The sequence below is a fragment of the Acinetobacter sp. YH12205 genome, from assembly GCF_013418125.1.
Taxonomy (GTDB): domain Bacteria; phylum Pseudomonadota; class Gammaproteobacteria; order Pseudomonadales; family Moraxellaceae; genus Acinetobacter; species Acinetobacter towneri.
Window position 1 is genome coordinate 203,633 of the sequence record NZ_VPCQ01000004.1, and the last position, 13,815, is coordinate 217,447.

Annotated in this window: 9 protein-coding genes; 7 read left to right on the top strand and 2 right to left on the bottom strand. The window is 41.6% G+C overall.

What is annotated here, in order from left to right; all coding sequences use genetic code 11:
- Positions 1-72 precede the first annotated feature (72 nt).
- The gene (locus FTU92_RS07120; RefSeq protein WP_004972137.1) at positions 73-1,902 is read right to left on the bottom strand and encodes a phosphoenolpyruvate carboxykinase (GTP); all 1,830 of its coding nucleotides are present in this window, start codon (positions 1,900-1,902) and stop codon (positions 73-75) included.
- Between the two features lie 417 nt (positions 1,903-2,319).
- On the opposite strand from FTU92_RS07120, the gene FTU92_RS07125 reads away from it, so the two are divergent.
- The 5 genes from FTU92_RS07125 to FTU92_RS07145 all read left to right on the top strand — a co-directional run bounded on the left by FTU92_RS07125 (position 2,320) and on the right by FTU92_RS07145 (position 7,594).
- Positions 2,320-3,258: a diacylglycerol kinase family protein gene (locus FTU92_RS07125; protein ID WP_180095982.1), complete on the top strand. Its 939-nt coding sequence runs from the start codon at positions 2,320-2,322 to the stop codon at positions 3,256-3,258.
- Positions 3,239-4,012 carry a metallophosphoesterase gene (locus tag FTU92_RS07130; protein ID WP_180095984.1) on the top strand — a complete coding sequence of 258 codons (774 nt, stop codon included), beginning with the start codon at positions 3,239-3,241 and terminating at the stop codon, positions 4,010-4,012. The genes FTU92_RS07125 and FTU92_RS07130 overlap by 20 nt, the downstream gene beginning before the upstream one ends.
- 185 nt (positions 4,013-4,197) lie before the next feature.
- Positions 4,198-4,488: a co-chaperone GroES gene (gene groES, locus FTU92_RS07135; RefSeq protein WP_004972131.1), complete on the top strand. Its 291-nt coding sequence runs from the start codon at positions 4,198-4,200 to the stop codon at positions 4,486-4,488.
- A gap of 59 nt (positions 4,489-4,547) precedes the next feature.
- The gene (gene groL, locus FTU92_RS07140) at positions 4,548-6,182 is read left to right on the top strand and encodes a chaperonin GroEL (protein ID WP_180095986.1); all 1,635 of its coding nucleotides are present in this window, start codon (positions 4,548-4,550) and stop codon (positions 6,180-6,182) included.
- Positions 6,183-6,442: 260 nt separating this feature from the next.
- Positions 6,443-7,594: a helix-turn-helix transcriptional regulator gene (locus FTU92_RS07145; RefSeq protein ID WP_180095988.1), complete on the top strand. Its 1,152-nt coding sequence runs from the start codon at positions 6,443-6,445 to the stop codon at positions 7,592-7,594.
- A gap of 37 nt (positions 7,595-7,631) precedes the next feature.
- On the opposite strand, the gene FTU92_RS07150 is transcribed toward FTU92_RS07145, so the two are convergent.
- On the bottom strand, positions 7,632-8,828 hold the full coding sequence (locus tag FTU92_RS07150) for a hypothetical protein (protein ID WP_180095990.1): 1,197 nt from the start codon (positions 8,826-8,828) through the stop codon (positions 7,632-7,634).
- 283 nt (positions 8,829-9,111) lie between these two features.
- Between FTU92_RS07150 and FTU92_RS07155 the strand changes: the two genes are divergently transcribed.
- Both FTU92_RS07155 and mgtE read left to right on the top strand, forming a co-directional pair.
- A complete protein-coding gene (locus FTU92_RS07155) occupies positions 9,112-12,216 on the top strand; it encodes a multidrug efflux RND transporter permease subunit (protein WP_180095992.1) in 3,105 nt (1,034 codons plus the stop codon).
- 165 nt (positions 12,217-12,381) lie between these two features.
- Positions 12,382-13,716, top strand: coding sequence for a magnesium transporter (gene mgtE / locus FTU92_RS07160; RefSeq protein WP_075175071.1), 1,335 nt, complete (start codon positions 12,382-12,384; stop codon positions 13,714-13,716).
- Positions 13,717-13,815 lie beyond the last annotated feature (99 nt).

Here is a 13,815-nt window from a genome sequence, read left to right on the forward strand (position 1 = left end):
TTTTAACACATAAAATATTAGGGCAATAAAAAAGGTCACCGAAGTGACCTTTTTTTAGCCATCAGCGTTGAATTACGCAGACTTAACCGCTTCAAGTAAAGCAGCTTGACGTGCTTTCAATGCAGCAGGTAAGCGCTCACCAAGTTTGTTGAATAACTCAGTGTGGCTTTCTAACTCTTTGATCCATTGTTCTTTGTCTTGCGCTGTTACAGTTTCAAATTGCTCTTTAGAGAAATCTAAACCAGTCCAGTTCAATTGCTCATACGTTGGAACAAAACCAATTGGAGTTTCAACAGCTTCTGCACGACCTTCGCAACGATCAATGATCCACTCAAGCACACGCATGTTTTGACCAAAACCAGGCCATACGAAGTTGCCTTCTGCATCACGACGGAACCAGTTTACGTTGTAAATACCTGGTAATTTGTTGCCTGCAGCTTTTGCTTTTTCGCCAACTTTCTCACCCATTTCTAACCAGTGAGAGAAGTAGTCTGCCATGTTGTAACCAGCAAATGGAAGCATTGCAAATGGGTCGCGGCGTACAATACCTTGTTGACCAACGGCTGCTGCAGTCGTTTCAGAACCCATCGTTGCAGCTTTATATACGCCATCTACCCAGTCAAATGCTTCTGAAATTAGAGGCACTGTGTCTGCACGACGACCACCGAAGATGAACGCTGAAATTGGAACACCTGCTGGATTTTCCCAGTCAGCATCAATAGAAGGACATTGACCTGCTGCAACAGTGAAGCGCGCATTTGGATGAGCTGCTTTTTCTGCGCCAGTGTGTGGTTGACCTTTCCAGTTGGTTAGGTTTGCAGGAACTTCTTTAGATAGACCTTCCCACCATACTTCGCCGTTGTCAGTCACAGCAACGTTGGTATAAATCACGTCTTTGTGCAGAGTTGCCATACAGTTCGGGTTAGTCTTGGTGTTTGTACCAGGAGCAACACCGAAGAAACCAGCTTCAGGGTTAATTGCATATAAGCGACCATCTTCACCTGGTTTGATCCAAGCAATATCGTCACCTACAGTTTCAATTTTCCAGCCTTCGTAACCTGCAGGTGGAATTAACATCGCAAAGTTGGTTTTACCACATGCAGAAGGGAATGCTGCTGCGATGTAGTGTTTTTCGCCTTGTGGGTTGGTCACGCCTAAAATTAGCATGTGTTCTGCTAACCAGCCTTGTTCACGGCCCATTGCAGAAGCAATACGAAGCGCTAAGCATTTTTTACCCAATAATGCGTTACCGCCGTAACCAGAACCATACGACCAGATTTCACGAGTTTCTGGATAATGTACAATGTATTTTTCTTTGTTACATGGCCAAGCAACGTCTTTTTCGCCTTCAGCCAATGGTGCGCCCACAGTGTGTACGCAAGGAACAAATTCGCCATCTGTGCCCAATACGTCATAAACAGCTTTACCCATACGAGCCATTTTAGACATGCTGACAGCAACATAAGGAGAGTCAGTTAATTCAATACCGATGTGAGCAATGTGGCTACCTAATGGGCCCATAGAGAATGGAACCACATACATGGTACGACCAGCCATTGAACCGTCGAATAAACCGTTTAATTTAGCGCGCATTTCAGCTGGCGCTTCCCAGTTGTTCGTCGCACCAGCATCTTCTTTGTTTTCAGAGCAGATGTAAGTACGGTCTTCAACACGAGCAACGTCAGAAGGATCTGAATTTGCAAGGTACGAACCAGGGTGTTTTTCTTGGTTTAATGCTTGCATGGTGCCGTTAGCGATCATCAAGTCGATTAGACGTTGATATTCTTCTGCGCTACCGTCACACCATTCAATTTTTGCTGGTTTCGTTAACTTTGCAATTTCTTCAACCCATGCAATAAGCTTAGGGTGACGAACGAATTCTGGTGCGTTCACTTGGGTCATGGTGAGGCCTATCTTAAATGTGTACAAATCGTGTACAAAGTACAATCTGAACGATGGGGTACATGGTTCAGATGAAATATGAAAAAAAAGTGGCTGTATTAAAGCACAAAAACATAAAAAAAATAAGACATAGGCTTGATTTAGCTTTATGTGAAAAATACCCATATAAATAATGAATAACATATATGAAACATGGGCTTACAACTTTTTTGTGTTCCATTTATCATTATTTAAAAAAATTATGGGCATTATTTATTTTAATTATTTTTAATTAAAACATGTACTTATATCTTAAATTTTATAAAGAATGATTATTGATTTAATGAATGGTCGTCATTCGATTTTTACATAAAGCTGCTTTTCATTCTGCATCAATTGGTTGAAATTAGAGCAAAAGCTTTAAAATGATTGAAGAAAATGTCGACAACATTACAGCCTTTATCTCTTATTTATAATCAAAAATCAGGATTTCATGCCACACAGCAAGAAGGTGTATATGAAGAACTGTTGCATGTTTTGTCACAGCATGGTTTTGAAATCCAATTGTTTGAAATGGGTGAAATCGCCAATTTTGATCAACTGATGCAACAGGTGTTAGCACGGCATCAAGCAGCGCAGTTAAGCGGTGTTGTGGTTGCAGCGGGTGGAGATGGTACTTTAAATGCGGTTGCTGCAAAGTTAAAAGGGACATCTATCCCCATGGGTATTTTGCCTTTGGGCACGTTTAATTATGTGGCGCGCTTACTGAATATTCCGCTAGATTTAATTGAAGCCGCACAGGTCATTGCCACAGGCACGACGCGAGCTGTGCATGTGGCACAAATCAATCAACATATTTATTTAAACAATGCCAGTTTGGGGTTGTATCCTTTATTCATTCAAAAGCGCGAGCGTTATAACCAATATTTAGGACGTTTACCTTTGCATGCCTATACTTCAGGTTTGGATGTGCTGATTCGTGACCGTAAAGAGTTAAAATTAAAAATTGCAATCGATGGCACACTTTATCCCTTAAAAACCCCGTTGATTTTCTTTGGCAATAATCAATTGCAATTATCTGAAATGAATTTACGTATTGCGCAAGCGGCAGAACAGGGCAAAGTTGCGGGTGTCGTGGTTGCCAAAAGCGATAAGCTGACTTTATTTAAAATTTTATGGCAAATGATTCAGGGCAAACTAGATCAAGCCAGTGATGTTTATAGTTTTGCTGCAGATCAGGTGGTAATTCACAGTACACAGACGCAGCTGACCGTGGCGATAGATGGGGAAATTGTCAAAATGCGTCCGCCATTACATATTTCGGTGCAGAAGAATGCACTCAACATTAAGGTGCCGCATGTTATTGCATCTGTCTGATTTGCATTTCGGCACCGAAAATATCGCGTGTATGCAGGCGATTCAACAGTTGTGTGCATCATTGCAGCCTGAAGCGGTAGTGGTGAGCGGCGATTTAACTCAACGCGCACGTTATGCACAATTTTATGCCTGTAAGCATTTTTTAGACAGTTTAGATGTGCCGTATTTGGTAGTACCAGGTAATCACGATATTCCGCTGTATCATCTCTGGAAAAGGTTTTTGAGTCCATTCGCCCGTTATCAGTTGTTTTTTGGGCGCATGGAAAGTGTGTTGGAAACGCAACATTTTTATCTGATAGGCGTAAATAGTATTCGACGCCGTTTTCATACTCGCGGGCATATTTCTTTAAGTCAAATTCAGGAAGTTGAAGCTTTGCTACAAGTTGCGCCAAGTAATAAGTTTAAAATTTTGGTGGCGCATCAACCATTTTATACACCACCAGATGATCGCCACAGCATTAAAGATTGCCCAGTGTTGGGGCGAATTGCCTTAGAGCAGTGGAGTAAAAATGGTTTATATGCCTTGCTGCATGGGCATTTACACCAACCCGCAGTATATGACTTAAATCAAATTTATGCCTTAGGCGCAGCGCATCCTGTGCTGGATATTCATGCGGGTACTGCAATTTCATATCGTTTGCATCAAGGTATGCCGAATAGCTTAAATGTATTGTGTAACAATGGTGATGTGCAGCATTACATTTTTGATGCTGAAAAAAAGCAATTTGTGTTGTGGCAACAAAATGCAGAATAAATCACCGATCTAGCCAACTTGTCTAAAAAAACAACAAAAATTGAAAAATTTTTAGCTTTTCCCCTTGAAGCGTTTTTTTCCATCCCCACAACTGTGTCATCTAAAATTTATTTTGATGATGACCAAAGGAATAAATAAGTCGTCATCAGGAATCTGTACATAGACCTAGTCTGATGGAGTTATTTATGAGCAACATTCGTCCATTACATGACCGCGTAGTTATTCGTCGTGTTGAAGAAGAAACAAAAACAGCTGGCGGTATCTTGCTTCCAGGTTCTGCTGCAGAAAAACCAGCGCAAGGTGAAGTGATTGCAGTAGGTAATGGTCAAATTACAGACAATGGCGTACGCGCTTTAGACGTAAAAGTGGGCGACAAAGTCTTGTTTGGTACTTATGCAGGCACCACAGTTAAAGTAGACGGTGAAGAACTTCTAATTATGAAAGAGTCTGATATTTTAGCGGTACTTGAAGGCTAAGTTTAGAACTCATATTCAAAGCAAATTTGAACATTATTTAAAAATATTTGGAGTTAAACATGTCAGCTAAAGACGTAAAATTTGGTGATTCAGCTCGCACAAAAATGATCGCAGGTGTAAACGTACTTGCAGACGCAGTTAAAGTAACTTTAGGCCCTAAAGGTCGTAACGTAGTGATTGACCGTTCTTTCGGTGCGCCGCACATCACTAAAGATGGTGTATCTGTTGCGAAAGAAATCACCTTGAAAGACAAGTTTGAGAACATGGGTGCTCAGCTTGTACGTGAAGTGTCTAGCAAAACCAATGATATCGCAGGTGACGGTACGACCACTGCAACAGTACTTGCACAAGCCATTTTAAATGAAGGCATCAAATCTGTAACTGCGGGCATGAACCCAATGGATTTGAAACGTGGTATCGACCTTGCTGTAAAGGCAGTCGTTGCAGACATTAGAGCAACGGCTAAACCTGCTTCTGACACGAAAGCGATTGAGCAAGTAGGTTCTATTTCTGCAAACTCGGACACGACTGTGGGCAAGTTAATTGCAGAAGCAATGGAACGCGTTGGTAAAGAAGGCGTAATCACTGTTGAAGAAGGTTCAGGCTTTGAAGATTCGCTTGACGTTGTAGAAGGTATGCAGTTTGACCGTGGTTATATCTCGCCATACTTCGCCAACAAACAAGACACGTTGACTGCAGAACTTGAAAATCCGTTCATTCTTCTTGTTGATAAAAAAATCGGCAACATTCGTGAATTGATTAGCGTGCTTGAAGCGGTTGCAAAAACAGGTAAGCCTCTTCTGATCATCGCTGAAGATGTTGAAGGCGAAGCGCTGGCAACGCTTGTTGTGAACAACATGCGTGGCATCATCAAAGTATGTGCGGTGAAAGCGCCTGGTTTTGGTGATCGTCGTAAAGCAATGCTTCAAGATATTGCAATCTTGACAGGCGGTACGGTTATTTCTGAAGAAATTGGTATGTCTTTGGAGCAAACATCACTAGAGCATTTGGGTAGCGCGCACAAAGTTACAGTCTCTAAAGAAAACACCGTGATTGTGGATGGTGCTGGTGATGCAAATCAGATTTCTGAGCGTGTTCAGCAAATCCGTGCGCAAATCGAAGAATCTACTTCTGAATATGACAAAGAAAAACTTCAAGAACGTGTTGCTAAATTAGCAGGCGGTGTAGCAGTCATCAAAATTGGTGCTGCAACTGAAGTTGAAATGAAAGAGAAGAAAGACCGTGTGGATGATGCGCTTCACGCAACTCGCGCTGCGGTTGAAGAAGGTGTTGTTGCAGGTGGTGGTGTTGCACTGGTGCGTGCTGCATCTGCACTTGATGGTCTGACTGGTGCTAACGATGACCAAAACGTAGGTATCAACATTCTTCGTCGTGCAATTGAAGCTCCGCTTCGTCAAATCGTAGCCAATGCTGGTGATGAGCCATCTGTAGTAATCAATGCTGTGAAGAACGGTGAAGGTAACTATGGTTATAACGCTGCGACTGGTGAATATGGCGACATGTTGGAAATGGGTATTCTTGACCCTGCAAAAGTAACTCGTTCTGCACTTGAGCATGCAGCGTCTGTTGCTGGCCTGATGTTAACAACAGAATGTATGATTACTGAAATTCCAGAAGACAAGCCAGCAATGCCAGATATGGGTGGCATGGGTGGTATGGGCGGTATGATGTAAACCTCAGCGTACCCAAACTTCAAAAACCTCGTATCGTCAGATACGGGGTTTTTTTTATGGCGTAGTTTTTGTAATGTAGAGATTGCACACATGAAAAGACAAAATCACCTAGCTATTTTTTATTTACACATTAAATGTGTAATATGTATCTAAACTCCTTTTTTTTGTGAATAAAACTCATTATTCTTTTTAGAACAATAAGAAAAACAAATGATTAAATAAATGTAATGCAGATTGGAGTAGGCATAAAGGGGATAAAAATGGATAACCGAGAACACGAAATTATAGGCAGTATTTATGATGCCGCTGTAGATGTGAATTTATGGCCGCAAGTAATTGAAAAAATTGTTCAATATACAGACAGTAAAACCGCCATTTTTACTGCCTTAGATCAATTTAGTCCAAGTTACGATTTTTTATTTAGTCACAATATTCCAGATGAAGCTTTGCATGCCTATCGTGATGAGCGGATTCGTGTGATTGACATGCAGTTACACCGAGTATTGTGGGAAAATTTAGGTGTGGGCCAAGTAGCGAGCTCGGATTTATCGCATTATGGGGAAAACCCTGAAAGTGATGAATATATCTTTTATGAACGGTGTTTGAATCCGACGGGAATTAGTTATATCTCGGCTGTTTTGCTCGATCAGGGTTCACATCGCTGGGCGGTTTTAGGGTTACACCGTGCGCCTGATGCAGCGCCGTATCAACAAAAAGAGTTGGATTTTTTAAAGCAATTGGGGGTGCATTTGCGCCGTGCTTTACAAATCCATCGTCAGTTTAGTTTGGTTAAACAAGAAAATTTAAGTTTGTATAGTGTGCTCGATCATTTAAAAACAGGTGTAATTTTGCTTGATCATCAGCTGAGTTTGACTTATTCAAACCCTTTAGCTCAAAGCATGATTGAACACGATTCATGTTTAGATTTGGATTTGTATAATCGCTTAAAAACCCATGCTTATGATCAAAGTCGTTTAGATCAATTATTAAATTCAGCCTTATTAGGACAGTCTGCATTAAATGCAGATGTAGGCGGTGTATTGGCTTTGTCAGATCTGAAAGGACGAGAATTAATGCTGACTATCGTGCCTTTTTCTAAATTAAAAAATATGCAGCATCAAGATGCAGGACAACATCAAATAGCGGTATTTCTGACCGATAAACATCAACTCTACGCCTTGTCAAAAGCCTATTTGCAGCAAGCTTATCAATTGTCTAAACGTGAGTTTGAGCTGTGTGAGTTGTTGTTGAATGGTTGTAAGTTAGAAGAAATCGTTGAACATTGTGGAATTACCCTCAGTTCGGTGCGCACTTATTTTAAAAATATTTATGAAAAAACCCAATGCAACTCGCAGATTGAACTTATGCATTTATTAATGGGCTGTACCATTCATTTTGAGCATATTGGTTAAAGCAGCCTAAGTCGGGCGTAGGCTGCTTCTGAGTATTTTAGTTACTACGTTGTAGTGTAACAGGGTCTTCGCCTTGCGGATGCAAGGTCAGGCTTGTTCCTGAGATGCTGTAAGTTGCATTCACTTTACTGCCATCCCAAGAGTCTTGTAAGCCACCGCAATCGTTGGTGTCATATAACACTTCTGTTGCGGCAAGTGTATTGGCTGTCATTGAATATTTGCCATATTCAATACCTGGGTTAGCGCAATCATCATCGCCTTCAGTGTCTAACAAGAAATAGAATCCTGTGTCAAAGAAAGCAAATAAATGAGTTTGATTAAATTGCCAAGTGCCGACTAAACCTGATGATTGTTTGACTTTAGTTAAAATATAGGTGCTATTACTTCCTACATCAGTCAGCACTAAATCTGTACCGTTATAACTTAGGCGGTAATGACCATCATTGTCTGGATGTGAAAGCCCGTAGTCTCCATTAGTATCTACTGAGATCACAGGGCTCAGCGCTGAAGTTAAAGCATTCCAATTTAGTCGTCCTGTTTCGATACCAGACTTCCCTGTTTCATCAGCTACATCTGCTTCACCTAGCGCATAACGTCCGTCTGCTAAAATATGTAATAAAACAGCAGATGTGTTGGTGCGTCCAATTTCCCAAGTTCCAGCAATATCTTTATAAAAGGTGGCTTGGAAGTTTTCTGCAGCTTTTTCTGGTGTCACGATTCGATCTAATGGGATATCGGTTTTAGGGATCACTTCATTGACAAACGTAGTTGAAAACTCTGCGGGTGCTTGCTCGAAATTCATATTCACAGCGGTTAAGGCTGTTTGAATATCTGGTTTAATTTCGATCCCATTACTATGGTCGCCATCATGATCTAACGTTTGTAAAAACACCATTAAATTTGTTCGGGCATTTTCTGATTCGGCTAAATCTAGTGGTGTAATACGTGCTTTGGCTTCAATCGCTTCACCCAGTTGGACATCGCCAATAAAGAAGCGGACAGTATCACCCTCTGCATATTCAAACTCACCTTTATCATTGGTGAAGTCTTCAATACTTTCACCTGAACTCGAGGTTCTGAGATATTTAACCCCAGTTACAGGTCCATCGGTTAGTACACCAATTTGTGTTGTTGAACTCGGTGGAGGATTAGAATTGCTATCAGAATCATTGTCTGAACCGCCACATGCACTGAGTAAGCCTGCTAAAGTTAAGCATAATAAAGTTTTTTTCATCACGAATTCCTTGTTATTCAAATTGTCATGTCTGCAGTATAGAAATTAGATGAGTTTTGGTGCTATCCCAAAATTGGGAGGGTAAACACAAAAATCTGTGAGAAAAAATGAAGACCAATCAACATTTTTGTGACAAAACTAGATTTTTTGATGTGCAGTCATCCAAGTTCTATTTTGCTGTGTTAATTTGAAACACGGTTTCAAGTTTTTTTGATGATCTTCATCCACTTGATTCATTTCATATTTAAATATCAACATTGCCATCTATAAGTGATCCAGTTTTATGCTGTCTAAATTTTTTATTGAACGTCCTATTTTTGCAGGTGTGCTCGCTATTATAGTGATGGCACTCGGGATTTTTTCAGTATTAAATTTACCAGTAGAACGCTATCCAGACATTGCACCACCTCGTATCACTGTCAGCGCAACGTATACGGGAGCTTCGGCAGAAACGGTTGAAGAAAGCGTCACACAGGTTTTAGAACAGCAAATTAAAGGCTTAGATCACTTACTGTATTTTAGTTCTAGCAGTGATTCTTCAGGACGAAGTCGAATCAGCATTAGCTTTGAAAATGGTACCAACCCCGATACCGCACAAGTCCAGGTACAAAATGCGATTAATGGCGCAATTAACCGCTTACCTGAAGATGTACAGCGTCAGGGGGTAAATGTCTTTAAATCATTGGGTGATACCCACATGGTCATTGGGCTGTACGATGCCACAGCCAAAAGCAGCAATATTGCCTTGTCTGACTATATGATGAGTCATTTAGAGCAAGAGTTGGCACGCATTGAAGGTGTGGGTGAGGTCGATGTTTTTGGTGCACAATATGCAATGCGGATTTGGCTGAATCCGTTAAAGTTAAAACAATACGCACTCATGCCAAGTGATGTACGTGCTGCAGTATTGGCACAAAATACCCAAGTCGCAGCAGGCGCAATTGGTGAATTACCCATAGCACAAGAACAATATCTCAATGCCAAAGTCACCTCAGGTTCACGCTTAAAAACGGTAGAAGAATTTGAAAATATTATTTTAAAAGCAGATCAGGCAGGTGGCTTTGTTTATTTAAAAGATGTGGCACGTATTGAACTTGGTGCAGAAAATTATCAAAGCTTTAATACCATTAATGGTTTTCCATCGGCAGGGATGGGGATTTCATTATCTTCTGGTGCCAATGCGTTACAAACTTCAGCCTTAATTCAAAAACAAATTGAGCATTTAAAACAACAATTGCCCGAAGGTTACCAAATTGTCTATCCACGAGATAACACGCCTTTCGTGCAGGAATCAATTAATGAAGTGGTGAAAACTTTAATTGAAGCGGTGATTTTAGTTGTCATTGTGATGTTCTTGTTTTTACAAAACTGGCGCGCGACGCTCATTCCTACCGTAACCGTGCCTGTGGTGATTTTAGGCACTATGGCCGTGTTGCAACTCTTTGGCCTAAGTATTAACACGCTGACCTTATTCGCTTTGGTTTTAGCCATTGGTTTGTTGGTGGATGATGCGATTGTCGTGGTCGAAAACGTCGAGCGTTTAATGCACGAACAGCAGCTCTCGGCTAAACAGGCATCCATCGCATCAATGCAGGAAATTAGCGGTGCTTTGGTCGGCATTACCTTAGTTTTGACCGCAGTATTTATTCCTATGGCATTTTTTGGTGGTTCGACTGGGGTGATTTATCGCCAGTTTTCCATCACCTTAGTCACTGCGATGGTGCTGTCTTTAGGTGTGGCCTTAATTTTAACGCCTGCCTTGTGTGCCTTGATTTTAAAACCCAATCCACAACCAGCCCAATGGGCCATCTGGTTTAATCAAAAACTGGAACGCTTAAAACAACACTATCTCAAATTATCAGGCTGGACGATTCAGCATAAAGCGGTGTGTCTGGTTATTTTTGCAGGTTTACTGACGGTGTTTGCCTTGTTTTACCGTGCCTTACCTACCAGTTTTATCCCGAATGAAGATCAGGGCATGTTGTCGGTGCAATTTAAATTACAGGAAGGTGCGCCGTTGTCTAAAAGTCGTGAAGTGGGCGAAAGCATACGTGAATACTTTATGCAGCATGAAGCCCACAATGTTGATTTGGTGATGATTCGTTATGGACGTAATTTTTCGGGAACAGGGCAGAATTTAGGGCAGGGTTTTATTGCGCTAAAACATTGGGATGAGCGTCAAGGGCAACAGCATACCGCACAAGCTATTCGTGAACGTGCCATGCAGCATTTTCGACAGCATCCCAATGCACAAATTACCATTGGCATGCCCGCAGCAGTTCGTGGTTTGGGGCAAACCGATGGCTTAGAGTTCTGGATGCGCGATGTGAATGGTACAGGACGCGATTTTTTAATTCAGCAATTTCAAAATTTACAGCAGCAAGCCGCTCAATATCAAAGCTTTAAAAATTTAGATCAACGTGCCAATCCTGAAAAAGCGGAGTTAAACGTCACGATTGATCAGAAACAGGCGATGGCAGCAGGTTTAAATCAAACGGCTATTAACAGTACCTTAGCGGCAGCTTGGGGCGGTAGTTATATCAACGACTTTATTGACCGTGGTCGAATTAAACGTGTGATTATGCAGGGTGATGCCGAATTTCGTGGTAAACCTGAAGATTTGAATCAATGGTCGGTACGCAGTCAGCAAAATCAAATGGTACCTTTTAGCCAGTTTGCTCAACTCAGTTGGAGCGGTGGGCCAGAAGTCGTCAATCGTTTTATGGGGTATAGCGCCGTGCAAATGGAAGCCGATACTGCCGAAGGATATAGCTCAGGGCAGGCGATGCGTGATTTAGAACAGATGGTGGCACAGCAGCAGGGCATTGACTTGGCATGGAGTGGGTTGTCTTTTGAAGAAAATCAGTCTAGCAATCAGGCTTTGTTACTGTATTTGGTTTCCATCGGGTTTATTTTCTTGTGCCTTGCGGCCTTGTATGAAAGTTGGAGTATTCCAACAGCCGTGATGAGCGCCATTCCTTTAGGGATTGGTGGAAATATTATTTTCAGCTATTTGGCAGGTTTCCCGAACGATATTTATTTCCAAATTGCCTTGCTTACCACCATTGGTTTGTCATGTAAAAATGCCATCTTAATTGTGGAATTTGCTTCGGCTGCGCAGCATCAAGGCAAACAAGTCATCCAAGCCGCTTTGGAAGGTGCGAGTTTGCGGCTTAGACCAATCTTAATGACCTCATTGGCATTTGGTGCAGGTATTTTACCGTTGGTATTTGCGTATGGTGCAGGTGCAGCAAGTCGTCAGGAAATTGGGGTGAGTGTTTTGGGTGGGGTAATTTTTGGCACAATTTTAGTGCTCGTTTTTATTCCATTTATGTACGTGCTGATTCGTTCTATATTTCAAGTGAATCGTTCATCACCCATAAACTAAAGATGTTTTTTATTAGGCACTTAGCAAGATTATAGGCTATGATATGAAACGCTAAAAATCTTGCATAAATCTACAGATTTTCGGTTTTTTAAGGGTTGGTTTGGGCCGAGACACTGCGCCCATTCTTCATTTTACGTTTTTGGAATGATGGAGTGGGTGAGAGCAATGACCAATCTGCACGCTGAACAGTTAGAACAAGCCTTACAATTGCATCAGCCAAGCACAGTACACAGCCTGATCGACAGTATCAATCCTGCCGATTTAGCCGACTTGATGCAGTATTTAAGCCTGAAAGCACAGCTGAGTTTAATTGAACAAATTGACAGTGCTGCCTTGGTGATGGAATTTTTACCACTGCATTCACAACTTCAAATTGCCGAAGCGATTGCACCGCAGCAATTGGTCAAACTGATTTCAGCCATGCATTCAGATGACCGCACCGACTTATTTAAGTTACTTTCTCCGCATTTACAGCGTTTTGTCAGCTTACACATTACGGAAGAAAAACGCGCACAGATTCAGACTTTAGCGCGCTATCCTGAAGAATCTGCGGGCGCGATTATGAGTTCGGATTTCGTGGTGCTCTCGCCAGAACTGAACATGCAGCAAGCTATAGATGAATTGCGCAGAATGACCACAGATCGGGAAACTTTGTACCTGATTTATATTGTCGATGAACTAATGAAACTATTGGGGGTTATTTCTTTAAGGGAAATTATTCAAAACCCGCCTGAACAAAAAATTAAAAATGTGATGTGCACCGATTTGGTCACAGGTTTGGTGACTGAAGATCAGGAAAGTATCGCGCAAAAACTCAGCCATTATGATTTTTTGGCCTTACCGATTGTAGATGATGCACAGCATTTACTGGGGATTGTCACCTATGATGATGCGATGGACGTGGTACAGGCAGAAACTACAGAAGACTTTTTAAAATCCAGTGCGGTAGCGTCTTCACCTGGCATGAGTATAAAAACTGCGCCAATTTTATTTTTATATCGCAAACGTGTGTTTTGGTTGGTGATTTTGGTATTTGGCAGTTTATTGTCTGGAATTGGCATTGCGCATTATGAAGACATTATTGCAGCACATATTGTACTGGTTTTTTTCTTGCCGCTTTTGGTCGGTAGTGGTGGTAATGCGGGTTCTCAGTCTGCGACCTTAATGGTACGGGCACTGGCTACAGGTGATGTGCAATTTAAAGATTGGCTGCATTTACTCGGACGTGAAAGTTTGGTGGCGCTATGTTTGGGTGGAACTATGGCTTTTGCGGTTTCAATTTTAGGCTATTACCGTGGCGATATGATGGTGTCTGTGGTATTGGCACTGAGTATGCTGGGCATTGTGCTGATGGGCTGTTTAATTGGCATGAGTTTGCCTTTTATTTTGCATCGCCTGAAACTAGACCCTGCCAGTGCCTCTGCGCCTTTGGTAACCTCGATTTGTGATGCAACGGGCGTGGTGGTGTACTTATTTATTGCTTCACAGTTGTTACTTTAAACACTGTCGGTGATGATGACTTATTCAAGACCTCATCTTAAACTTTTTGCATTGATCAAAATTCTGTTTATAAAATCATAACAGACCTGAGTAAAAAAC